Source organism: Methylobacterium sp. J-077 (assembly GCF_022829365.1).
Taxonomy (GTDB): Bacteria; Pseudomonadota; Alphaproteobacteria; order Rhizobiales; family Beijerinckiaceae; genus Methylobacterium.
On sequence record NZ_JAKSYJ010000196.1, the window covers coordinates 170839 to 190461 of the forward strand.

20 protein-coding genes are annotated in these 19623 nt (G+C 69.5%); 10 read left to right on the forward strand and 10 right to left on the reverse strand.

What is annotated here, in order from left to right:
• Window positions 1-19 precede the first annotated feature (19 nt).
• On the forward strand, window positions 20-844 hold the full coding sequence (locus MKL11_RS23440; RefSeq protein ID WP_243947745.1) for a 2-keto-4-pentenoate hydratase: 825 nt from the start codon (window positions 20-22) through the stop codon (window positions 842-844).
• 277 nt (window positions 845-1121) lie between these two features.
• Window positions 1122-1334 (forward strand): hypothetical protein, encoded by a 213-nt coding sequence (locus MKL11_RS23445; RefSeq protein ID WP_243947746.1) that lies wholly within the window; start codon window positions 1122-1124, stop codon window positions 1332-1334.
• 10 nt (window positions 1335-1344) lie between these two features.
• Here MKL11_RS23445 and MKL11_RS23450 read toward each other — a convergent pair whose 3' ends face one another.
• Together MKL11_RS23450 and MKL11_RS23455 are read right to left on the reverse strand one after the other, a co-directional pair.
• Window positions 1345-2052, reverse strand: a complete 708-nt coding sequence (locus MKL11_RS23450) for a response regulator (protein WP_243947747.1) — start codon at window positions 2050-2052, stop codon at window positions 1345-1347.
• On the reverse strand, window positions 2052-2654 hold the full coding sequence (locus MKL11_RS23455; protein WP_243947826.1) for a MarR family winged helix-turn-helix transcriptional regulator: 603 nt from the start codon (window positions 2652-2654) through the stop codon (window positions 2052-2054). The genes MKL11_RS23450 and MKL11_RS23455 overlap by 1 nt, the downstream gene beginning before the upstream one ends.
• A gap of 251 nt (window positions 2655-2905) precedes the next feature.
• On the opposite strand from MKL11_RS23455, the gene MKL11_RS23460 reads away from it, so the two are divergent.
• Both MKL11_RS23460 and MKL11_RS23465 read left to right on the forward strand, forming a co-directional pair.
• Entirely contained in the window at window positions 2906-4270 is a 1365-nt protein-coding gene (locus MKL11_RS23460) for an 8-oxoguanine deaminase (RefSeq protein WP_243947748.1), read from the forward strand.
• Window positions 4271-4411: 141 nt separating this feature from the next.
• Window positions 4412-4591 carry a hypothetical protein gene (locus MKL11_RS23465; protein ID WP_243947749.1) on the forward strand — a complete coding sequence of 60 codons (180 nt, stop codon included), beginning with the start codon at window positions 4412-4414 and terminating at the stop codon, window positions 4589-4591.
• 604 nt (window positions 4592-5195) lie between these two features.
• On the opposite strand, the gene MKL11_RS23470 is transcribed toward MKL11_RS23465, so the two are convergent.
• The 6 genes from MKL11_RS23470 to MKL11_RS23495 all read right to left on the reverse strand — a co-directional run bounded on the left by MKL11_RS23470 (window position 5196) and on the right by MKL11_RS23495 (window position 12144).
• Window positions 5196-6869: a formate--tetrahydrofolate ligase gene (locus MKL11_RS23470; RefSeq protein ID WP_243947750.1), complete on the reverse strand. Its 1674-nt coding sequence runs from the start codon at window positions 6867-6869 to the stop codon at window positions 5196-5198.
• 244 nt (window positions 6870-7113) lie between these two features.
• Window positions 7114-8982, reverse strand: a complete 1869-nt coding sequence (locus MKL11_RS23475; protein ID WP_243947751.1) for a tetratricopeptide repeat protein — start codon at window positions 8980-8982, stop codon at window positions 7114-7116.
• 142 nt (window positions 8983-9124) lie between these two features.
• A complete protein-coding gene (locus MKL11_RS23480) occupies window positions 9125-9415 on the reverse strand; it encodes a hypothetical protein (protein WP_243947752.1) in 291 nt (96 codons plus the stop codon).
• Window positions 9412-9720, reverse strand: a complete 309-nt coding sequence (locus tag MKL11_RS23485) for an RES domain-containing protein (RefSeq protein WP_243947753.1) — start codon at window positions 9718-9720, stop codon at window positions 9412-9414. The genes MKL11_RS23480 and MKL11_RS23485 overlap by 4 nt, the downstream gene beginning before the upstream one ends.
• Window positions 9707-10399, reverse strand: coding sequence for a hypothetical protein (locus MKL11_RS23490; protein WP_243947754.1), 693 nt, complete (start codon window positions 10397-10399; stop codon window positions 9707-9709). The genes MKL11_RS23485 and MKL11_RS23490 overlap by 14 nt, the downstream gene beginning before the upstream one ends.
• A 71-nt stretch (window positions 10400-10470) precedes the next feature.
• Complete coding sequence (locus MKL11_RS23495; protein ID WP_243947755.1) at window positions 10471-12144, reverse strand: electron transfer flavoprotein-ubiquinone oxidoreductase; 1674 nt, start codon at window positions 12142-12144, stop codon at window positions 10471-10473.
• Window positions 12145-12426: 282 nt separating this feature from the next.
• On the opposite strand from MKL11_RS23495, the gene MKL11_RS23500 reads away from it, so the two are divergent.
• The 4 genes from MKL11_RS23500 (at window position 12427) to MKL11_RS23515 (ending at window position 15220) form a co-directional block, all read left to right on the forward strand.
• The gene (locus MKL11_RS23500) at window positions 12427-13308 is read left to right on the forward strand and encodes a uracil-DNA glycosylase family protein (protein ID WP_243947756.1); all 882 of its coding nucleotides are present in this window, start codon (window positions 12427-12429) and stop codon (window positions 13306-13308) included.
• A gap of 137 nt (window positions 13309-13445) precedes the next feature.
• Window positions 13446-14354, forward strand: a complete 909-nt coding sequence (locus MKL11_RS23505; protein WP_243947757.1) for a neutral zinc metallopeptidase — start codon at window positions 13446-13448, stop codon at window positions 14352-14354.
• A 204-nt stretch (window positions 14355-14558) separates the two neighbouring features.
• Window positions 14559-14825 carry an AbrB/MazE/SpoVT family DNA-binding domain-containing protein gene (locus tag MKL11_RS23510; protein WP_243947758.1) on the forward strand — a complete coding sequence of 89 codons (267 nt, stop codon included), beginning with the start codon at window positions 14559-14561 and terminating at the stop codon, window positions 14823-14825.
• The gene (locus tag MKL11_RS23515; RefSeq protein WP_243947759.1) at window positions 14822-15220 is read left to right on the forward strand and encodes a type II toxin-antitoxin system VapC family toxin; all 399 of its coding nucleotides are present in this window, start codon (window positions 14822-14824) and stop codon (window positions 15218-15220) included. The genes MKL11_RS23510 and MKL11_RS23515 overlap by 4 nt, the downstream gene beginning before the upstream one ends.
• A 38-nt stretch (window positions 15221-15258) precedes the next feature.
• On the opposite strand, the gene MKL11_RS23520 is transcribed toward MKL11_RS23515, so the two are convergent.
• Complete coding sequence (locus MKL11_RS23520) at window positions 15259-15519, reverse strand: hypothetical protein (RefSeq protein WP_243947760.1); 261 nt, start codon at window positions 15517-15519, stop codon at window positions 15259-15261.
• A gap of 241 nt (window positions 15520-15760) precedes the next feature.
• Between MKL11_RS23520 and MKL11_RS23525 the strand changes: the two genes are divergently transcribed.
• A complete protein-coding gene (locus MKL11_RS23525) occupies window positions 15761-17383 on the forward strand; it encodes an ABC-F family ATP-binding cassette domain-containing protein (protein WP_243947761.1) in 1623 nt (540 codons plus the stop codon).
• 83 nt (window positions 17384-17466) lie between these two features.
• Complete coding sequence (locus MKL11_RS23530) at window positions 17467-17946, forward strand: hypothetical protein (RefSeq protein WP_243947763.1); 480 nt, start codon at window positions 17467-17469, stop codon at window positions 17944-17946.
• Window positions 17947-18186: 240 nt separating this feature from the next.
• Here the strand turns inward: MKL11_RS23530 and mnmE are convergent, their stop codons facing one another.
• A complete protein-coding gene (mnmE, locus tag MKL11_RS23535; protein ID WP_243947765.1) occupies window positions 18187-19512 on the reverse strand; it encodes a tRNA uridine-5-carboxymethylaminomethyl(34) synthesis GTPase MnmE in 1326 nt (441 codons plus the stop codon).
• Window positions 19513-19623: the final 111 nt, after the last annotated feature.

Below are 19623 nucleotides of genomic sequence, written 5' to 3' on the forward strand. Positions count from 1 at the left end.
CGCCATGCTACAACCGGGGATGGCCGATCCCGTCCCCGCCGCCACCCATGCCCGCACCATCCTGGCGGCGCACGAGCATCGCCGCCAGATCGCGCCCCTGACCGGCTGGGATGCCGGCCTGGATCTGGCCGCCGCCTACCGGGTGGCCGAGGAGGTCCGGCGCCTGCGTATGGCCCGCGGCGAGCGGCCGGTGGGCCGCAAGATCGGCTTCACCAACACGACCCTCTGGGACACCTACGGCGTCCACGCGCCGATCTGGGGGCCTGTCTACGACACGACCCTGCACGCGCGCGCCGCCCTGACCGGGCCGATCCCGCTCGCCGCCCTGGTCGAGCCGCGGATCGAGCCGGAGATCGTGTTCGGGCTGGCCCGGGCGCCCGAGCCCGGCATGGACGCCGCCGCTCTGCTCGGCTGCATAGGCTGGGTGGCGCAGGGGTTCGAGCTGGTACAGTCGCTGTTTCCCGGCTGGCGCTTCTCCGCCCCCGACACCGTGGCGGCCTTCGGGCTGCACGGCCTGCTGGTGCTGGGCGAGCGGGTACCGATCGCCGCGGATTCGGCGCCCGCCTGGATCGACGCCCTCGCGGGCTTCTCCGTCGATCTGCTGCGGGATGGCGCTGTCGCCGACCGGGGCAGCGCGCGCAACGTGCTCGGCGGCGGCCCCCTCGCGGCCCTCCGGCATCTTGTTGATGTGTTGGCTAATGATCCCGGGAGCCCGCCGCTCGCAGCCGGCGAAGTTGTCACCACCGGGACGCTCACCGACGCCCTGCCGGTGGCGTCCGGGCAGGTCTGGAGCACCCGGCTCTCCGGACTGTCGCTGCCCGGCCTCGACCTCGCCCTAGCCTGACGCGATCGGACGCCTCTGCGTCCGCCCGCAAAAAGCCCTCTCGCGCGCGTGTCCGGCACAAAGCCGCAGGGCATCCGCGCGAAATCCCTCGCGGATGGCGCCGGATGGGGTAAGGCGAGACGGGGCGGCTGCGTGCGGCACGCGATTCGCGCCTGTGCCACACATCATCGCCCTCGTCTCGGCCCGGCCGCGACAGGGGGCGTTGGTGATGATTAGCCGACATGCCACATGCTGAGACATGCCCGGACGCGCGCGGAGCCGCTACACGACGTATCTGGTGTCCGTGACCGCGGAGCGGTCCGGCGGCCGCGGCCGGTCGGCCAAGCCCGCTCCCGTGGTCTACGCGGTGATGAAGCCGAACGCCGAGGCCGCGTTGGCGGCAATCCGGTCGCTGGCCGAAGGACCGGTCGCGGTCGCCATCGTGGGCAGCCTGTCCACCCGGGTCTCCAAGGGGCTCAAGCTGAAGCCGGGTGAACCCCGCATGGTGTGACGGGCCGGACTCAATCCACCGCCAGCCGGTAGCCGACGCCCCGCACGGTCTGCAGGAAGACCGGGTTGGCCGGATCGACCTCGGTCTTGCGGCGCAGGCGGTTGATCTGCACGTCGACCGTGCGCTCCCCGGCGGCGGCGCCACCGGGGCCGGCGAGTTGCTCGCGCTCGACATTGGCGCCCCCGGCCGCGGCCAGGATCGTCAGGATCTCGCGCTCGCGGTCGGTGATGCGGATCAGCGCGTCGTCCCGGCGCAATTCGCCCCGGTCGATGCGGAACGCGAACGGCCCGAAGGTCACGGTCTCGGCCGCCGCCTCGCGCGCAGGCACGCCGCGCTTGATGATGTTGTTGAGCCGCAGGGTCAGCTCCCGGGGCTCGAACGGCTTGGGCAGGTAATCGTCGGCGCCGATCTCCAGCCCCATCACCCGGTCATTGGGGTTGGACCGGGCGGTGAGCATCAGGATCGGCACCCGGGATGTCTCGCGCACGCTGCGGGCGTAGTCGAAGCCGTTCTCGCCGGGCATCATCACGTCGAGCACCATCGCGTCGAACACGACGCTCACGGCCCGGGCCCGGGCCTCGGCGGCGCTGGCCGCCACGGTGACGCGAAAGCCCTGGTCGGTCAGGTAGCGGGCGAGCAGCTCGCGCAGGCGGCGGTCGTCGTCGACCACGAGCACATGCGGCGCCGCGTCGGGCAAGTCGGCCCGGGGGGCGGTCATCACGCGCCGCCACCCGCGGCGGTGCCGCGCCGGGCCATCAGGCGCCGCACCGCCGCCCGATCCTCCGGCTCGATCATCGCCATCAGAAAATCCTCCGGGGAGCCGAGCGCGTCCGGCGCGGCGAGCGCCCGGGCGAGGCGCCGGGCCTGGACCCGGGTGAGGTCGGCGGCCAGCTCGGCACCGGATGGCGTGCAATACAGCAGGCGCTGGCGCCGGTCGCTCGGGCCGGTCTTCTGGGCGACGTAGCCCTGCCCGATCAGGTCCTTCAAGACCCGGTTGAGGCTCTGCTTGGTGATCCGCAGGATGTCGAGCAACTCCGCGATGGTCAGGCCCGGATACCGGTCGACGAAGTGCAGCACCCGGTGATGCGCCCGGCCGAAGCCGTAGGCGGACAGGATCCGGTCGGGATCGCCGACGAAATCCCGGTAGGCGAAGAACAGAAGCTCGATCAGGTCGTCGCTGCCCAGCGCATGCGCCGGGTCCGCCGCGCGGGACGCAGGTGCGGGACCGGGAGAGGAGAGCCCGGATACGACGGCGCCGTCGCGCTGTGCCGATGAGGTCACGGGGGGCAGACCGTCACGTGGGGACCGTCCGGGTGGCAAGAAGGTCAGTCCCGCTGACATGTCTCAGCGCCGTCCGGGAGCGTCAAGCCCGGGGGCGTCCGCCCGCGAGACACTGATCGGGGACTTGCCGGCCGCCGCTCCGGGTCCGATACCGGTCCGGGCCGGATTCGAGGGCCCGAGCGCCTCGTCCTGGATATCGGATCCAGGACGAGGCGCTCGGGCTCTGGTTTGCATCCTCTTTGTCCGAAAGCCGGCAATTACCTTTCGGGATGATGCTCTAGGGGAACAGCATGAGCGACGCCGACGCACGGGCCCGCCGCCTCTGGATTCGCGATCCGCTGGCCATCCTCGCCGACGGGGCCGGGGGCGGCATCGTGGTGGCGGGCAGCCGGATCGTCGAGCGCGTCGCCGCGGGTGCCCGGCCGGCATCCCCGGTGGACGAGACCTTCGACGCCTCGCGCCACGTGGTCATCCCCGGCCTCGTCAACACCCATCACCACGCGTTCCAGACCCTGACCCGCGCTCACCCGATCGCGATCAACAAGCCTTTGTTTCCCTGGCTGAAGGCGCTCTACACAATCTGGAGCCGGATCACCCCGGAGGCGTTCCGGCTCGCCACAAGGGTGGCCTATACCGAGCTGCTGCTCTCGGGCTGCACCACGGCGGGGGACCACCATTACCTGTTCCCGAAAGGGCTGGAGCAGTCGGTCGACATCCAGGTCGAGGAGGCCAAAAGCCTGGGGATCCGCGCCGCCATCACCCGCGGCTCGATGAGCCTGTCCAACCGGGACGGCGGCCTGCCTCCGGAGACGCTGACCCAGGACGACGACACGATCCTTTCGGACTGCGAGCGGGTGCTGAACCTGTTCCACGATCCGGCCCCGGGGGCGATGGTGCAGATCGGGCTGGCGCCGTGCTCGCCGTTCGCGGTGACGAAGCGGCTGATGCGCGAGAGCGCGGCGCTCGCCGCCCGACACGGAAGCCGCCTGCACACCCATCTCGGCGAGACCCTGGACGAGGACCAGTTCTGCCTGTCGATGTTCGGCTGCCGCCCGGTGGACTACCTGGAGGAGGTCGGCTGGATGAGCGACCGGGTCTGGCTCGCCCACGGCATCCATTTCAACGATGCCGAGGTCGCCCGGCTCGGCAAGGCCGGGGTCGGCGTGTGCCATTGCCCGACCTCGAACATGACCCTGGCGTCGGGCCATTGCCGCACCTGCGAACTGGAAGCGGCGGGCTCCCCCGTTGGCCTCGGCGTCGACGGCTCGGCCTCGAACGACAGCTCGAACCTGATGGAGGGGGTGCGGCACGCGCTGATGCTGAACCGGCTCACCTACGGGGCGGAGACCGTGACGCATCTCGATGCGCTCCGCTGGGCCACGGAGGGCTCGGCCGCGTGCCTCGGCCGCTCCGATATCGGCCGGATCGAGCCGGGCCGCGAGGCCGACCTGGCGCTGTTCACCCTCGACGAGCTGCGCTTCTCCGGCGCCCACGATCCGCTCGCCGCCCTGGTCCTGTGCGGCGCCACCCGGGCCGACCGGGTGATGGTGGCCGGGCACTGGCGGGTGATCGACGGCCAGCCGCTGGGTATCGATACGGGCCGCCTGCGGGAGGACCATTCGCGGCTGGCGACAGAGCTGTTCGGGGTGGGGTGAGGCTCGAAGGGTCCGGATTCAAAAGTCCGGAACCTTTTGCGGGGACAGGGTGGAACCCGGCTCGGTCTCGGTGAGCCTTGAAGGCTGAAAATCGTCGGCGTAGCCTTGCTGCGGAGCTGCGCCGAGGTGGGAAAGCCGCCCATGACGATCGCCACCCTCAACAACCAAGAGTTCGAACACCATACCGGCTGCGCCAAGAAGGTTGCGGCTGAAGAACCGGTCTTCATCATCGAAATCTCGGGCCAACCGGCAGGCGTCGAAGACGTGGCGGTGGAGTTCCCCCGCGCGCGCGACCTCGCGCAAGGCGCCGATTTCGACTGATGTTTCTGCTTATCGCAAGGCCCTGTGAGGGGCTTCCCAGTAGACCGAGCCAGCTCAGCTGAAAACGTGCGACTTGAAGCAGTAAGGCAGTCCTTCTCAGAAGGTGCGACTGGATTCACACGTCGCCGAACGAGGCGCGGGCCCCCTCTCCCGTGCGGGCTACGATGTTCACACATCGCTGCCGGATGAGGACTAAGGCTAACCCCAAGCGCGTCTCCATCCCCCCTCTGCGGGGGAGGGTGGGCCTCGCGTCAGCGAGGGTCGGGAGAGGGGAGCGACCGTGCAGAACGGGACTTCGCCCGTCATGCCGGTCGCGTCATTTCCGGAAGCCGGGTTCCCCTCTCCCGACCCCTGCTGACGCAGGGGCCACCCTCCCCCGCAGAGGGGGGAGGGAAAGCCGCGGTGCTTCCCGTGTAGTCTGCCGATCCCATGTGTGAATCCGCAAGCCCGCACGGGAGGGGGGACCTGCGCTTCATCCTGCGCCCGTGCTGCCGCACCGATACGGGAATTCAGCAGCCCGAACAGGAGAGGGAACGCGTCGCGGCCTGCGGAAGGCGATGTGTGAACATCATTGCCTGCAGAGGCGCAGCCCGAGCGCTCCCGCTCAGAACAACCCGTCGATCTGCCCGTCGGCATCCAGGCGGATCGTGTCGGCGGCCGGGACCCGGGGCAGGCCCGGCATGGTCATGATCTCCCCGCAGATCGCCACCACGAAGCCGGCGCCCGCCGAGAGGCGGACGTCGCGCACGCCGACGACGTGGCCCTCGGGGGCGCCCATCAGGCTCGGGTCGGTGGAGAACGAGTACTGGGTCTTGGCCATGCAGATCGGCAGGTTTCCGTAGCCGTCCTTCTCGAAGGTGGCGAGCTTCTGGGCGGCCTTGGTCTCGATCTGGACGTCGGCGGCGCCGTATAGCTTGGTGGCGATCGCCCGGATCTTTTCCGTGAGCGGCGCTTCGGTCTCGTAGGCGTAGCGGATCGGTGCCGGCTCGTCCTGCGAGAGCTTGACCACGGCCCGGGCCAAATCCTCGGCGCCGGCGCCCCCCTCGGCCCAGTGGCGGCAGGTGATCGCCTCGACGTCGAGCTTTTCGCGGCACAGCTCCTTGAGCTTGGCGTGCTCGGCATCGGTGTCGGCGTAGAAGTGGTTGATCGCCACCACCACCGGCAGGCCGAAGCCGCGCAGGTTGGTGACGTGCCGGGCCAGATTCGCAAAACCCTTCTCCAGGGCGCCGATATTCTCGCCCCCGAGGTTTTTCTTGTCGACGCCGCCATGCATCTTGAGGGCGCGGACCGTGGCCACCACCACGACCGCCGAGGGCGTCAGGCCCGCCTGCCGGCACTTGATGTCCAGGAACTTCTCCGCGCCGAGATCGGCGCCGAACCCGGCCTCGGTCACCGTGTAGTCGGCGAGCCGCAGGCCCGCCCGGGTGGCGATCACCGAATTGCAGCCATGGGCGATGTTGGCGAACGGGCCGCCATGGATCAGGGCCGGGTTGCCCTCCAGCGTCTGCACCAGGTTCGGCTGCAGGGCGTCCTTGAGCAGCACCGTCATGGCGCCGGTGGCCTTCACGTCCTTGAGGGTGACGAGCTTGCGGTCGCGGGTCTCGGCGATGACGATCCGGCCGAGGCGCTCCTCCAGGTCGGCCAGATCACGCGCGAGGCAGAACACCGCCATCACCTCGGAGGCCACCGTGATGTCGAACCCGTCCTCCCGGGGGAAGCCGTTGGCGACGCCGCCGAGCGACTGGGTGATCTGGCGCAGCGCCCGGTCGTTCATGTCGACGACCCGGCGCCAATGGATGCGGCGCACGTCGATGTTGAGCTCGTTGGCCCAGTAGACGTGGTTGTCGATCAGGGCGGCCGCGAGGCTGTGGGCCGAGGTGATGGCGTGGAAGTCGCCGGTGAAGTGCAGGTTGATCTGCTCCATCGGCACGACCTGCGCCTTGCCGCCGCCGGCCGCCCCGCCCTTCATGCCGAAGCAGGGCCCGAGCGAGGGCTCGCGCAGGCAGATCATGGTCTTCTCGCCGATGCGGTTCAGGGCGTCGCCCAGCCCCACCGTGGTGGTGGTCTTGCCCTCGCCCGCAGGCGTCGGGGAGATCGCCGTCACCAGCACGAGCTTTCCGGGCGTCTTGCCCTCCAGCCCGGCGATGTAGCCGTGGTCGAGCTTGGCGATGTGCCGGCCGTAATTGTGGAGCGCCGTATCCGGGATGCCGAGCGTTTCAGCGACCTGCGCGATCGGCTTCAGGGTCGCGGCGCGGGCGATCTCGATGTCTGACGGCATGGGCGTTCCTCCCTGGCTCCGCGGGCACGGCGCCCGCCCACCCGCCGACTGTTATCGTACGGGAATTTTGCCTCGCGGTGTCCTGCCGCGCCGGTCTCGCGCGGACGCGGTCGCACGGCGCGGCCGCCCGACGAGCAGCGGCAGCACTGTGCGTCAAACCGGACGAAAACGCCCGTCGATTTTTATGAGCCGGCCGACAAATTAGTCTTGCCGGTCCGGAGAGGATGAACCCGCAAAGGGGGCGTCAGCCCCCCGACTTCTTGGCCTTGTCGGCGGCGCCCGGGGCCTCGTGGGGCTGGGGCGCCCCCTTGGGCAGTTCCGGGTTCTCGGCGTTGTGCGGGGCGGCGACCGGGGCCGGCGTGGTCTCGGCTGTGGCGGTCGGCTTGTCGGTGTCCGGCAGGCCGTCCTTGAGCTTCTCGTTGATCTGCGCGAGGTCGTCCGGCTCGGGGTTCAGGTCCTTGGCATGCTGCCACTGGAACTTGCCCTCGAGGCGTCGGCCCGAGCGCCAATAGGCGTCGCCGAGGTGGTCGTTGATGGTCGGGTCGCCGGGCTTCAGCTCGACCGCCTTCTCCAGCTCGCGCACCGCGTCGTCCCAGCGGCCGAGGCGGTAATAGGCCCAGCCGAGGCTGTCGACGATCATGCCGTCCCGGGGGCTGGCATCCGCGGCCTGCTGCAGCAGCTTGAACGCCTCGTCGATGTTGATCTTCTGGTCGACCCAGGAATAGCCGAGGTAGTTCATCACCTGCGCCTTGGCGGCCGGCTGGCTCGCCGGCACCAGGGAGAGGGCCTTCTTCAGGTCGGCCTCGGCCTTGGGCCATTGTTTGGCGCGCTCGTAGGCGGTGCCGCGGAAGTAGAAGGTCGTCCAGTAGTTCGCCAGCGGCCGGTCGCCGATCAGGTCGATGGCACGGGTGTAGGTGGCGGCCGCCTCCTCATACTTCTTGCGCGCCCGCTGGACGTTGCCCAGCGCGGTGATCACGTCGATGTCGTCCGGGTGCGCCTTCATGGCCGCGTCGAGATGGGCGAGCGCCTCGTCGCCCTTGCCCATCTGCTCCAGGTTGAGGCCGATCTGGATGTCGGCGTTGAGCTTGAGCGGCGAGGTCGCGGGGATCTGCGCGTAGGCCTCGTTGGCCCGCTCGGTCTGCTTCATCCGGTCGAGGGTGTCGGCCAGCGTCAGCCGGGCGAGCGCGTGGTCCGGGGCCAGGTAGAGCGCCAGCCGCAGGTAGATCACCGCGGGCAGCTCGTCGCCCTGCGTCGAGCCCGCCGAACCCAGCCCGTACAGTACCTCGGCGGCGCCCTCCTGGGCGGTGCCGATCAGCCGGGCCAGCGGCTTGCCGTCCTTGAGCTTGTCCAGGGCGTCGCGCACCAGCGGGTGCCGGGGCGAGAGCTGGTCGAAGTCGGAATAGGCCTGGATCGCCAGGTCGGTGCGGCCGAGGCTCGCCTCCATCCGGGCATAGGCGTCGACGATGCGCAGGGTGTTGCGGTCGGCCTCGTAGGCCGCCTTGAGGCGCCGCTCGGCCTCGGCGTTGTCGCCGATCACCGAGGCGATCAGGCCGGCATGGTAGTCCCGGAAGGTGTTGTAGTAGCGCTCGCCCCGAAGCTTGTTGACCGTCTCCAGCGCCTTCTTGCCGTCGCCCGCGCCGGCATAGGACCAGGCGGTGAGCAACGTCGCGGTCAGGTCAGTCGCCGCGCCCCGGCCGCTGCGGGAGAAGTTCTGGCGGGCGGCGGCCCATTGGCCCGCCTTGATCTGGCGCACCCCCAGCGAGAGGTTGGCGAGCCCGTTGGTGGGATCGCGCGCGATCAGCTTCTCGGCGGCCCGGAACGCGTCCGGCAGGGCGCCGTCGGCCAAGAGCGAGATGAAGGCGCGCTCGACCAGCTCGGCGTTGCGCGGATCGGCCTTGACCGCCTCGCGGTAGAAGCTCGCCGCCGCCGCCGTGTCCCGGGCGGCCCCCGCAATGTAGGCGGACAGGAAGTTGCCCTCCAGGGATTCCGCGGGCTCGTATTCGAGCAGCGGGGCCGACTCGCGCGGCTGGGCGGCCAGGACGGTCTGGGGCAGACCGGCAGCGAGCATCAGGGCGAGCGCCGAGACGCTCCGGCGGGCGCGTGTTGTCATCATGAACCGATCGCGGCTCCTGGGCGCCGGGCCCTCGGGGGCCGGGCGCGGGAATGGCGGGGCGTTCCCGAAAATCGCTGGGGACACTGAACGCATCCCGCCAGCCCCGCAAGGCGAAAGGATGGCGCGGGGGGACCGGATGGTCTCAGGCGGGCATCACGAGTTCGACGGCCAAGCTGCCGAGCACGGTGGTGAGAGCGGCGTGCTGCAGGAGTTCCGTGACGGGCTCCGCTTCAAGTTTCGGGACGGCGCGGTCATAGACGACGCAGCAGACCGCGCCGGTGAGGCGCGAGCCGTACAGGAGGCCGTCCGCATCGCTCGTCTCGTGGATCGCGCGACTGAGATGCGGGCCGTAGCGATGGGCCTTGGCGCGGCCGGCATCCGTCGAGATGCCGAGCCGGAGCAGGCCGGTGGTCCGCAGGTCGATGACGGTCACGGGCTGGATTCGCTCACCCGTGTCACGCCCCAGCGGGCGATCTCCGCTGCGCCGATCCGGCGCCGGCGACGGTTCTCGAAGCGATCGCGGATCAGCGTCTCGGCAACGCCCGTCGCCAGGTCCACGGCGAGGTAGAGGACCTTGAAGCCGTCGTCCGGACTGGAGAAGCGCGACCGCCCGAACCCCATGCCGAGGGGCGTCGATCGGTATGCCAGGGGCGTGACGCGGTAGTAGCCGAGCGGCTGGAAGGCGATGGCGAGGCTGGCGAGGACCGCGTGATCGAGCCTCGGCTCACGCGAAGTCATCGCGGGCCGCATCGATGACGGAAGCGACCCGTCCCCGCTTCAGGTCTTCGAGCGGCGATCCGCCGCGCGCGTAGGGCTCGACCAGCCAGAGCCAGGCGGTGCGCGGATCACCGATGATCGCCAGCACCTCGGCGAGCCCCGCGACTGGACGGCCATCGACGAACTGGGCCAGCGGAAACAGGTGCTTGCGCGTCCCCTTCAGCAAGCCCACGACCGCGCCGCTGCGCCGCCAATCCTGCAGGGTGGAGCGCGCGATCCCGAGACGGGCTGCAAGGTCGCTTGCGCCTGCGAGGGGGCCGGCCCAGTCCTCGAGCTTCAGCGGAAGCGCATAGGCCGCAAGCCGCTTCAGGCCGTCCCGACGATCGGTCGTCTCGCCCGGTGCCGCTCCGCGGCTCAGTTCGACAGCGCCGAGCGGCTTCAGGATGAGCCTCCGCGGCTTTTCATCACCGGGCTCGCTCGATCCCGGGACCGATCCCTCCGCTTTGAGGTGATCCAGCACGGCGTGCATGGCCCGGACGGCATCGCCTTGCTCCACGGCTCGGCCGACCGCGGCCATCAAGCCTGCGATGTGTCTCAACGCTTCCGGTTCCGCCTCCGGATTGCGCCTCCGGAGCACGGCCAGAACGTCGTCGGATCGGATGTCGAGCGTATCCCGCCCGGCCGCGGAATCCCGTGCCATCCCGGCAGCCCTCCGTCTCCGCACAATCTCGTGCGGATTGTGCGGATTGTCCAGATCGGACGGGAGGGTCCTCACATGTTCGGATAGTTCGGCCCGCCCGGCCCCTCCGGCGTCACCCAGTCGATGTTCTGGTTCGGGTCCTTGATATCGCAGGTCTTGCAGTGGACGCAGTTCTGCGCGTTGATCTGGTAGCGCACGCCGTCGCTGGCGGCGGCATCCTCGACCCATTCGTAGACGCCGGCCGGACAGTAGCGGGACGAGGGGCCGCCGTAGACGTCGTGCTCGGAGTGCTTCTGCAGCTCCATGTCCCGGACCTTCAGGTGGGGCGGCTGGTCTTCCTCGTGGTTGGTGTTCGAGAGATAGACCGAGGAGAGCCGGTCGAAGGTCAGCTTGCCGTCGGGCTTGGGGTAGGTGATCGGCGTCACCTCCGAGAGCGGCTTGAGGCAGGCATGGTCCGGCTTGCCGTGCTTGAGCGTGCCGAACAGCGAGGTGCCGAGCAGGCTGGTGGTCCACATGTCGATGCCGCCGAGCCCGACGCCCACCAGGGTGCCGTAGCGCGACCAGAGCGGCTTGACGTTGCGCACCGCCTTGAGGTCCTGCCCGATCGGGCTGTCGCGCCAGCCGGCCTCGTAGGCGGTGAGCTCGTCGCCGGCCCGGCCGGCCTTCAGGGCGTCCGCGATGGCGTCCGCGGCCTGGATCCCGGACAGGACCGCGTTGTGCGAGCCCTTGATCCGCGGCACGTTGACGAAGCCGGCCGAGCAGCCGACCAGGCAGCCGCCGGGGAAGACCAGCTTGGGCACCGATTGCCAGCCGCCCTCCATGATCGCCCGCGCGCCGTAGCCGATGCGCTTGGCACCCGCGAAAGTCTCGGCGATCAGCGGATGGGTTTTGAACCGCTGGAACTCCTCGAACGGCGACAGGGTCGGGTTCTCGTAGTTCAGGTGCGTGACGAAGCCGACCGAGAGCAGGTTGTCGTCGAAATGATAGAGCCAGGAGCCGCCGCCCGCCTTGTTGGGCAGGGGCCAGCCCATGGTGTGGCGCACCAGCCCCGGCTCGAAGGTTGAATCCGGCAGCTGCCAGAGCTCCTTCACACCGAGCCCGTACTTGAAGTGGTCGCTGTGCCGGTTGAGGGCATACCGCTGGATCAGCCCCTTGGTCAGGTTGCCCCGGGCGCCCTCGCCGAACACCGTGTACTTGCCGCGCAGTTCCATGCCGCGGGTGTAGTCGTCGCGCGGCTCGCCCGCCTTGCCGATCCCGAGATCGCCCGTGGCGATGCCCGCCACCGCGCCGGCCTCGTCGTACAGCACCTCCGCGGCCGGGAAGCCCGGATAGATCTCGACGCCCAGCGCCTCGGCCTGGACGCCCAGATACTTGCAGACGTTCGACAGCGAGCCGACAAAGTTGCCGTGGTTCGACATGAGCTTGGGAAAGAACACGTTCGGCAGTGTGACGCCGCTGTTCTTGGTGAGCATCATGAACTCGTCGCGCTGGACTTGCGTCTTCAGCGGCCGCTCCGGATCGGTGCGCCAGTCCGGCAGCAGCAGGTCGAGGCCGTTCGGGTCGATCACCGCGCCCGACAGGATGTGGGCGCCGACTTCCGAGCCCTTCTCGACCACGACGACGGAGATCTCCTCGCCGATCTCGGCCGCCCGCTGCTTCAGGCGGATCGCGGTGGCGAGCCCGGCCGGGCCGGCGCCGACCACGACCACGTCGAAATCCATGCTTTCGCGTTCGGGCAGCGCCATCGTCGAGCCTCCTGTTTTCTTGTCGCTATGCCCGATCCGTTCCCGGGTCGGCATGATGTTCTGCCGTCTCAAGCGATTCCAAGCTAGAAAGGCAAGGTGCTGAGGCCCGGACTTGAGGGAAAGCTCCCCTATGCCGCATGGGTGGGGAATGCGGACGGGCTCGGGGCGACTCAGCGGTAACCGGCGGGCGCGGCACGGCGCCTGGGGCCGCGCCGTTCGGTCACGCAAGTCCTTGTCGTCGAGCGGGTTTCAAGAGTTGTCCACAGGCATCGAGCGCCCCACATGCTGATCAGCATGCCGAGCCCCAACGACGCGCAAGCCGACCTCATCGCCTATCTCGATTTCCACGTGGAGGCCGGCGCCGACGCGGTCCTCGACGAGCAGCCGCATGACCGGTTCGGCGAGGCCGACACGCCGGCCCCGACTCTGCGGGCGCCCCGGCGCCCGGCCGCGGCCCCCCGGCCCGTTGCCTCGTCCAACTCGCTCGTGCCGCCTCCGGGCTCGCCCCCGCCGGCGGCGCCGGCCCGGACCTTCGGGCGGGCGGCGAGCGCCCAGCCGGACGAGGCGGCGAGCGACGCCCGCGCCCGGGCGCGCGAGGCCAAGAGCCTGGACGAGCTGGAAAAGATCCTGGCGAATTTCGACGCCTGCCCGCTGCGCTTCACCGCCAAGAACCTGGTCTTCGCCGACGGCAACCCCGAGGCCCGGGTGATGTTCTTGGGCGAAGCGCCGGGGGCCGACGAGGACCGGATCGGCAAGCCGTTCATGGGCCGCTCGGGCCAGCTCCTCGACAAGATGATGGCGGCGGTCGGCCTCGACCGGACCAGCGCCTATATCGGCAACATCGTGCCCTGGCGGCCCCCGGGCAACCGCAACCCGACCCCCCAGGAGGTGGCGGTGTGCCGGCCGTTCGTGGAGCGCCAGATCGAGCTGGTCGACCCGGAGGTGATCGTCTGCCTCGGTGCGCCCGCGACCCAGACCCTGACCGGCACCAAGGACGGCATCCTGCGAACCCGCGGCCGGCTGTTCCCCTATAAGCTGCCGAGCCGCGAGGCGAAGCTGCTCGCCACCCTCCACCCGGCCTTCCTGCTGCGTCAGCCGGTGCAGAAGCGCCTGGCCTGGCGGGATTTCCGGTCCTTGCGCGCCCTGCTCGACGGAAAAGCTTGACCGTGGGCGCGGAACCGGGCGTTCCCTCCCGTCATTAGAGCTTCGTCCCGAACGGTGTCTGCCGGCTTTCGGACATAGGCGATGCACAGTTAGGACCGCGCCCTGCCCGGCGGCAGGCGCGGCATCAGGGCGGTACCATGCGCTGGGACGATCTACGCAGCTCCGACAACGTCGAGGATCGCCGCGGTGAGGGCGGCGGTGGCGGCATGGGCTTCCCGGGCGGCGGCGCGGGCGGCCTCGGGATCGGCACCATCGTGGTGCTGCTGATCATCGGCTACTTCACCGGCATCAACCCGGCGATCCTGATCGGCGGCGCCCAGCAGATCGGTCGCGGCGGCGGCCAGCAGGAGCAGCAGGCCGACCCGCAGACCCAGTCCAAGCGGCGCCAGGCGCCCACGGACGAGAGCGGCCGGTTCGCGTCAAAAATCCTGGGCAACACCGAGGACGTGTGGAGCCAGATCCTGCCGCAGCAGACCGGCAAGCAATACACCCCGACGACCCTGGTGCTCTATACCGGCGGCACCCGCTCGGGCTGCGGCTCGGCCCAGGCCGCCATGGGGCCGTTCTACTGCCCGCTCGACAAGAAGGTCTATCTCGATACCGGCTTCTTCAAGGAGATGGCGACCAAGTTCGGCGTGAAGGGCGATTTCGCCTACGCCTACGTCATCGCCCACGAGGTCGGCCACCACGTCCAGGACGTGCTCGGCATCCTCGGCAAGGTCCAGGCCCGCCAGCAGCAGGCCTCCAGCAAGACCGAGGCGAACGCCCTGTCGGTGCGGATCGAGCTGATGGCCGATTGCCTGGCCGGTGTCTGGGCCAAGAACTCCAACGACAAATATGCCGAGCTGGACCAGGGCGACATCGACGAGGCCCTGAACGCCGCCGCCCAGATCGGCGACGATTCGCTGCAGAAGCGCTCGCAGGGCTACGTGGTGCCAGATTCCTTCACCCACGGCTCCTCAGCCCAGCGCCAGCGTTGGTTCACCGCCGGCTACAAGAGCGGCCAGACCAAGGCCTGCGATACCTTCCGCACGGCGGATAACTGAGGCTGGCTCAGGGCTTCCGCGAGCGTAGCGAAGCGAGGACGGCAAAAGCTCCCCGTCCAGCGTCATCTTTCACCAGCGGCTCCAGCGAAGGGCTCGGCCGGAACCTTCTGGCCCCCCTCCGGCATCCTGGCGACAGGGCTGCCGGCTTGACGCGCATGTCGTTTCGCATTCCCGTTCGATCCAGTCCGACTCATGGAGTGCGCGATGGCGTCCCTCGCCGTGACGGCGAAAGGACAGGTCACCCTGAAACGTGACCTGCTACGACACCTCGGCATCAAGCCTGGGGAGCGAATCGACTTCGAGAAACTGCCCGGTGGTGAGTTGCGCGTGCGGGCGGCCCGGCCATCTGGCACGATCGACAAGTTCCTCCATGCCCTCGATGGAAAAGTGACGCTGGATAAGCCGCTGACGATCGAGGCGATGAACGCCATTGCTGAAGCGGGCTGGTCCGGCGCGCCGGACGACCCATGAACATCGCCGTCGATACCAACGTGTTGGCCCGGGCGATTCTGATGGACGATCCTGAGCAGGGCCGCACGGCGCGGAAGCTGCTCACGGATGCGACCACGATCGCGATCCCGTTGCCGTGCCTGTGCGAGCTGGTCTGGATCCTCCGGCGCGGGGCCAAGCTCGCGACCGCGGATGTGGCATCCGCGCTGCGCGCGTTGCTCGAGACCGGGAACGTCACCATGAACCGGCCCGCCGTAGAAGCCGGGCTCGGGTTGCTCGAGGCCGGCGGCGACTCCGCCGACGGTGTCATCGCCCATGAAGGCCGCTGTCTCGGCGGCGAGACCTTTGTCTCGTTCGACCGGGCGGCTGTAGTGCTGCTGTCTCGGCAAGGAGAAGCGGCGCGGCTTCTTTCCTGAGTGCGGAGCCGGTCGGAGAACCTCCGACCTGGGAGAAATCAGCTCTTGCTCAGCCGCTTGGCGTTGGCCTGGACCTTCCGGCGGTAGTTGCGGATCACCTTGCCGTTCGAGGCGCCCGAGGCGACCATCAGGGCCGCTTCGCTCGCCGCCATGATCTTCTCCGTAACCATGCGCTGCGCCTCGAGCTGCGCGGCCGGGCCGCCCACCGCGAACATCGCCATACGCTGGGCGATCACGCCTTGAGCCTCGAGGCCCAGCATGGCCATGTCGAGGCTCGTCTTCCACCAACCGAACAGCATCGTGGTCCTCGTCCCAAGGGCATCGGCCCGAAAGGTATGCGCCTTCATTTAGAAAAAGATGATGCCCAACCAAAGGCGTGGCGCGGGGCACAACGGCGCAGCCTGGACTTGGCTCCCGAGAGCCGACCACGCTTGCGTGAGGCACCCGGCCGCCCGCGATCCCGGCTCCGTCTTTGCGCCGTCTCGATCCATGCCGTAAGCGGCCTGAAGAAACCTTCCCCGGACCCGGCAACCGCCCTTCATGATACGCCTGGACAAAATCACAAAGCAGAACGGGCGGCAGCTCGTCTTCATCGAGGCCTCGGCCGCCCTCCAGCGGGGCGAGAAGATCGGGCTCGTGGGCCCGAACGGGGCCGGCAAGACCACCCTGTTCCGGATGATCATCGGCCAGGAGCAACCCGACGAGGGCCAGGTCTCCGCCGACCGGGGCATCACCATCGGGTATTTCAGCCAGGATGTCGGCGAGATGGCCGGGCGCAGCGTCGTCACCGAGGTGATGGACGGGGCCGGGCCGGTGAGCGCGGTGGCGGCCGAGTTGGCGGAGCTCGGGGCGGCGCTGGCCGATCCGGACCGCGCCGACGAGATGGACGCCCTGGTGGAGCGCTACGGCGAGGTCCAGGCCCGGTTCGAGGAGCTCGACGGCTACGCCCTGGAGGGCCGCGCCCGCGAGGTGCTCGACGGCCTCAGCTTCAGCCAGGCGATGATGGAGGGCGATGTCGGCACCCTCTCGGGGGGCTGGAAGATGCGGGTCGCGCTCGCCCGCATCCTCCTGATGCGCCCGGACGTGATGCTGCTCGACGAGCCGTCCAACCACCTGGATCTCGAGAGCCTGATCTGGCTCGAATCGTTCCTGAAGGCCTATGACGGCGCCCTGCTGATGACCTCGCACGACCGCGAGTTCATGAACCGCATCGTCACCAAGGTGATCGAGATCGACGGCGGCGCGCTCACCACCTTCTCGGGGGACTACGCGTTCTACGAGGAGCAGCGGAAGCTGAACGAGGCGCAGCAGCAGGCGCAGTTCGAGCGCCAGCAGGCGATGCTCGCCAAGGAGATCGCCTTCATCGAGCGGTTCAAGGCCCGGGCCTCCCACGCCGCCCAGGTCCAGAGCCGCGTGAAGAAGCTCGACAAGATCGAGCGCGTCGAGCCGCCCCGGCGGCGGCAATCCGTGGCCTTCGAGTTCCAGCCGGCGCCGCGCTCCGGCGACGACGTCGTGATGCTGAAAGGTGTCCACAAGCGCTACGGCAGCCGCACGATCTACGAGGGGCTCGACTTCTCGGTGCGCCGCCGGGAGCGCTGGTGCGTGATGGGCATCAACGGCGCCGGCAAGTCGACGCTCCTGAAGCTCGTCACCGGCACCACCGCGCCGGATGACGGCTCGGTCACGGTCGGCGGCAGCGTCAAGCTCGGCTACTTCGCCCAGCACGCCATGGACCTGCTGGACGGCGACCGCACCGTGTTCCAGACCCTGGAGGACGCCTTCCCGCAGGCGGGGCAGGGCTCGCTGCGGGCGCTGGCCGGCTGCTTCGGCTTCTCCGGCGACGATGTCGAGAAGCGCTGCCGGGTACTCTCGGGCGGCGAGAAGGCCCGGCTGGTGATGGCCCTGATGCTCTACGACCCGCCGAATTTTTTGGTGCTCGACGAGCCGACCAACCACCTCGACATGGGCACCAAGGAGATGCTGATCGCGGCGCTCGGCGCCTACGAGGGCACGATGCTGTTCGTCTCCCACGACCGTCACTTCCTGGCGGCCCTGTCGAACCGGGTGCTGGAGGTGACCCCGGAGGGCATCCACCAGTATGGCGGCGGCTACACCGAGTATGTCGCCCGCACCGGCCAGGAGGCGCCGGGCCTGCGCAGCTGAGAACGGCCGCGACGTTCGGGCCCGCTCCCGTCCCGATGTTCCGGCGCTAAGCTGGCGCCGACCGGGCCGGGGGCCGAGACGCCGTGCGACGCCTGCTGAAATTCCTCCACACGATGGGGTCCGCCGGCCTCTTGGGCGCGATGGCGGCCCTGGTGGTCCTGGTCAGCCTCGCCCCGGCGCCGGCCGCCTTGCCCGGCTATGCCGCGATCCGGGGCGCCATGGGCGCCGTCGCCACCTGGATTTTCCTGCCGTCGCTGGCCGTGACCCTGATGTCCGGCCTGCTGGCGATGGCGCTCAATCGCGCCTACCTCAACGCCGGCTGGGCCTGGATCAAGCTCGCCACCGGCGTCCTGATGTTCGAGGGCGGCCTGGTCTACGTGCAGGGGCCGATGAAGCGCGAGGCCGAGCAGAGCGCCCGGGCGCTGGCCGGCCTCCTCGATCCCGCGGCTTTGGCCCGCTCGCTCGAGGGCGAGCGCGGCACGCTCTGGGTGCTGCTGGCCGTGGCGACCGCCAATGTCGCCCTGGGGATCTGGCGCCCGCGGATCCTGCGGATCCCGCGATAGGGCACGCGCTTGCGGTTCGAGACCACAGAGCTCCAAACCTCTCCCTCATTCTGAGGTGGCGTAGCGCGGCGAAGCCCTCGAAGGAGACCTCCAGCCGGCCTGGCGGTCCCTGGTGACCCCCTTCGAGACCGCTGACGCGGCATCTCAGAATGAGGGTGGAGGTGGGAAGAATCCCCGTAACCCATTTCAATACCATCAAAAACACCGGCCGCGTCCTAAATAATGTGCCGACTAATAAAACTACTTTCCGATACAGAACCCCGAGAACAGCCGGTCCAGCACGTCCTCGACACCGACATGGCCGCCGACCTCGCCGAGGGACCGGACGGCGAGGCGCAGATCCTCGGCGGCGAGTTCGGGCGAGGCGCCCTCGCCTGCGAGCAACCGGTCGAGATGCGCCACGCAGGCCTCGAGCGCCGCCCGGTGACGAGCTCGGGTCACCAGCGCGTCGCCGGTGCCCAGCCCAGCCTCCGCCTCGTCCTGGATCGCGTCGAGCAGCACCTCAAGGCCGGTCCCCGTCCGGGCTGAAACGGCGATCGCCTCGTGCGGGATGGCATTTGAGGAGCCGGCAAACAGATCGGCTTTGGTGAGCACCGTGAGTGTGCGGACCTCCGCCGGGCCGAGATCCGGCATCGCGCCGTCCGGGGGCACGAGGGCCAGCACCAGATCGGCGGCGCCGATGTGGGCGCGGCTGCGCAGGATACCTTCCGCCTCCACCGGCTCGGCAGTCTCACGAAGGCCGGCGGTGTCCACTAAGAAAACCGGCAGGCCGCCGAGATCGAGGCGGACCTCGATGGCATCCCGGGTGGTGCCCGGCACATCCGATACGATCGCGACGTCCCGGCGGCTGAGGGCGTTCAGCAGGGTCGATTTCCCGGCATTGGGGGCGCCCGCCAGCACGACGAAAAAGCCGTCGCGCAGGCGCTCGCCCCGGCGGCCGTCATGCAGCGCGGTGGCGATGGCCTGGCACAGGGCGGCGGCGCGGCCGAACAGGGCGGCGTCGAGGCCGGCCTCATCGACATCGCCCTCGTCGGAGAAGTCGAGGGCGGCTTCCGCCGCGGCGAGGCAATCGATCGCCTCTTCCCGCCACGCGGCGACCTGGCGGCTCAATGCGCCGTCGAGCTGGCGCAGGGCCTGGCGGCGCTGCCCCTCGGTCTCGGCGTCGATCAGGTCGGCCACCGCCTCGGCCTCGGCCAGGTCCATCCGGCCATTGAGCACCGCCCGGCGGGTGAAGGCGCCCGGACCGGCGGCGCGGCAGCCCGGCATCCGGGCGAGCGCGGTGAGCACGCCCAGCCGCACCGCCGTCCCGCCATGCAGATGCAGCTCGACCATGTCTTCGCCGCTATAGGTATCGGGACCCGGGAACCACGCGACCAAGGCCCGGTCGAGTTCGGTGCCGTCGGCGGGGTCCCGCAAGCTCCGCAGGGACAGCCGCCGGGGCGGGGGCAAGGCGCCGCCGAGGGCGACGAGCACCGGCCCGGCGGCCGGTCCGCTGATGCGGATCACCGAGACGGCCGCGCGGCCGAAGCCGCTGGCGGGGGCGAAGAGGGTTTCGGTCTCGGTCATGGTTTCGTCGTTGGCGAATGTCGGCCGTCGCGTGGATCTCGAAGGCACGTTTCACGTGAAACACGCGATCCTGCTTGTGTAGCTATTCCAGCGCCGCTGCTCCATCCGCTG

What these genes read in the sequence shown, in the direction of transcription:
- MKL11_RS23485 (WP_243947753.1), bottom strand. Translation starts at nt 9,720, where the DNA reads ATGACTTCGCGTGAGCCGAGGCTCGATCACGCGGTCCTCGCCAGCCTC.
- MKL11_RS23465 (WP_243947749.1), top strand. Translation starts at nt 4,412, where the DNA reads ATGACGATCGCCACCCTCAACAACCAAGAGTTCGAACACCATACCGGC.
- MKL11_RS23475 (WP_243947751.1), bottom strand. Translation starts at nt 8,982, where the DNA reads ATGATGACAACACGCGCCCGCCGGAGCGTCTCGGCGCTCGCCCTGATG.
- MKL11_RS23510 (WP_243947758.1), top strand. Translation starts at nt 14,559, where the DNA reads ATGGCGTCCCTCGCCGTGACGGCGAAAGGACAGGTCACCCTGAAACGT.
- MKL11_RS23450 (WP_243947747.1), bottom strand. Translation starts at nt 2,052, where the DNA reads ATGACCGCCCCCCGGGCCGACTTGCCCGACGCGGCGCCGCATGTGCTC.
- MKL11_RS23490 (WP_243947754.1), bottom strand. Translation starts at nt 10,399, where the DNA reads ATGGCACGGGATTCCGCGGCCGGGCGGGATACGCTCGACATCCGATCC.
- MKL11_RS23520 (WP_243947760.1), bottom strand. Translation starts at nt 15,519, where the DNA reads ATGCTGTTCGGTTGGTGGAAGACGAGCCTCGACATGGCCATGCTGGGC.
- MKL11_RS23525 (WP_243947761.1), top strand. Translation starts at nt 15,761, where the DNA reads ATGATACGCCTGGACAAAATCACAAAGCAGAACGGGCGGCAGCTCGTC.
- MKL11_RS23495 (WP_243947755.1), bottom strand. Translation starts at nt 12,144, where the DNA reads ATGGCGCTGCCCGAACGCGAAAGCATGGATTTCGACGTGGTCGTGGTC.
- mnmE (WP_243947765.1), bottom strand. Translation starts at nt 19,512, where the DNA reads ATGACCGAGACCGAAACCCTCTTCGCCCCCGCCAGCGGCTTCGGCCGC.
- MKL11_RS23515 (WP_243947759.1), top strand. Translation starts at nt 14,822, where the DNA reads ATGAACATCGCCGTCGATACCAACGTGTTGGCCCGGGCGATTCTGATG.
- MKL11_RS23460 (WP_243947748.1), top strand. Translation starts at nt 2,906, where the DNA reads ATGAGCGACGCCGACGCACGGGCCCGCCGCCTCTGGATTCGCGATCCG.
- MKL11_RS23500 (WP_243947756.1), top strand. Translation starts at nt 12,427, where the DNA reads ATGCTGATCAGCATGCCGAGCCCCAACGACGCGCAAGCCGACCTCATC.
- MKL11_RS23470 (WP_243947750.1), bottom strand. Translation starts at nt 6,869, where the DNA reads ATGCCGTCAGACATCGAGATCGCCCGCGCCGCGACCCTGAAGCCGATC.
- MKL11_RS23440 (WP_243947745.1), top strand. Translation starts at nt 20, where the DNA reads ATGGCCGATCCCGTCCCCGCCGCCACCCATGCCCGCACCATCCTGGCG.
- MKL11_RS23505 (WP_243947757.1), top strand. Translation starts at nt 13,446, where the DNA reads ATGCGCTGGGACGATCTACGCAGCTCCGACAACGTCGAGGATCGCCGC.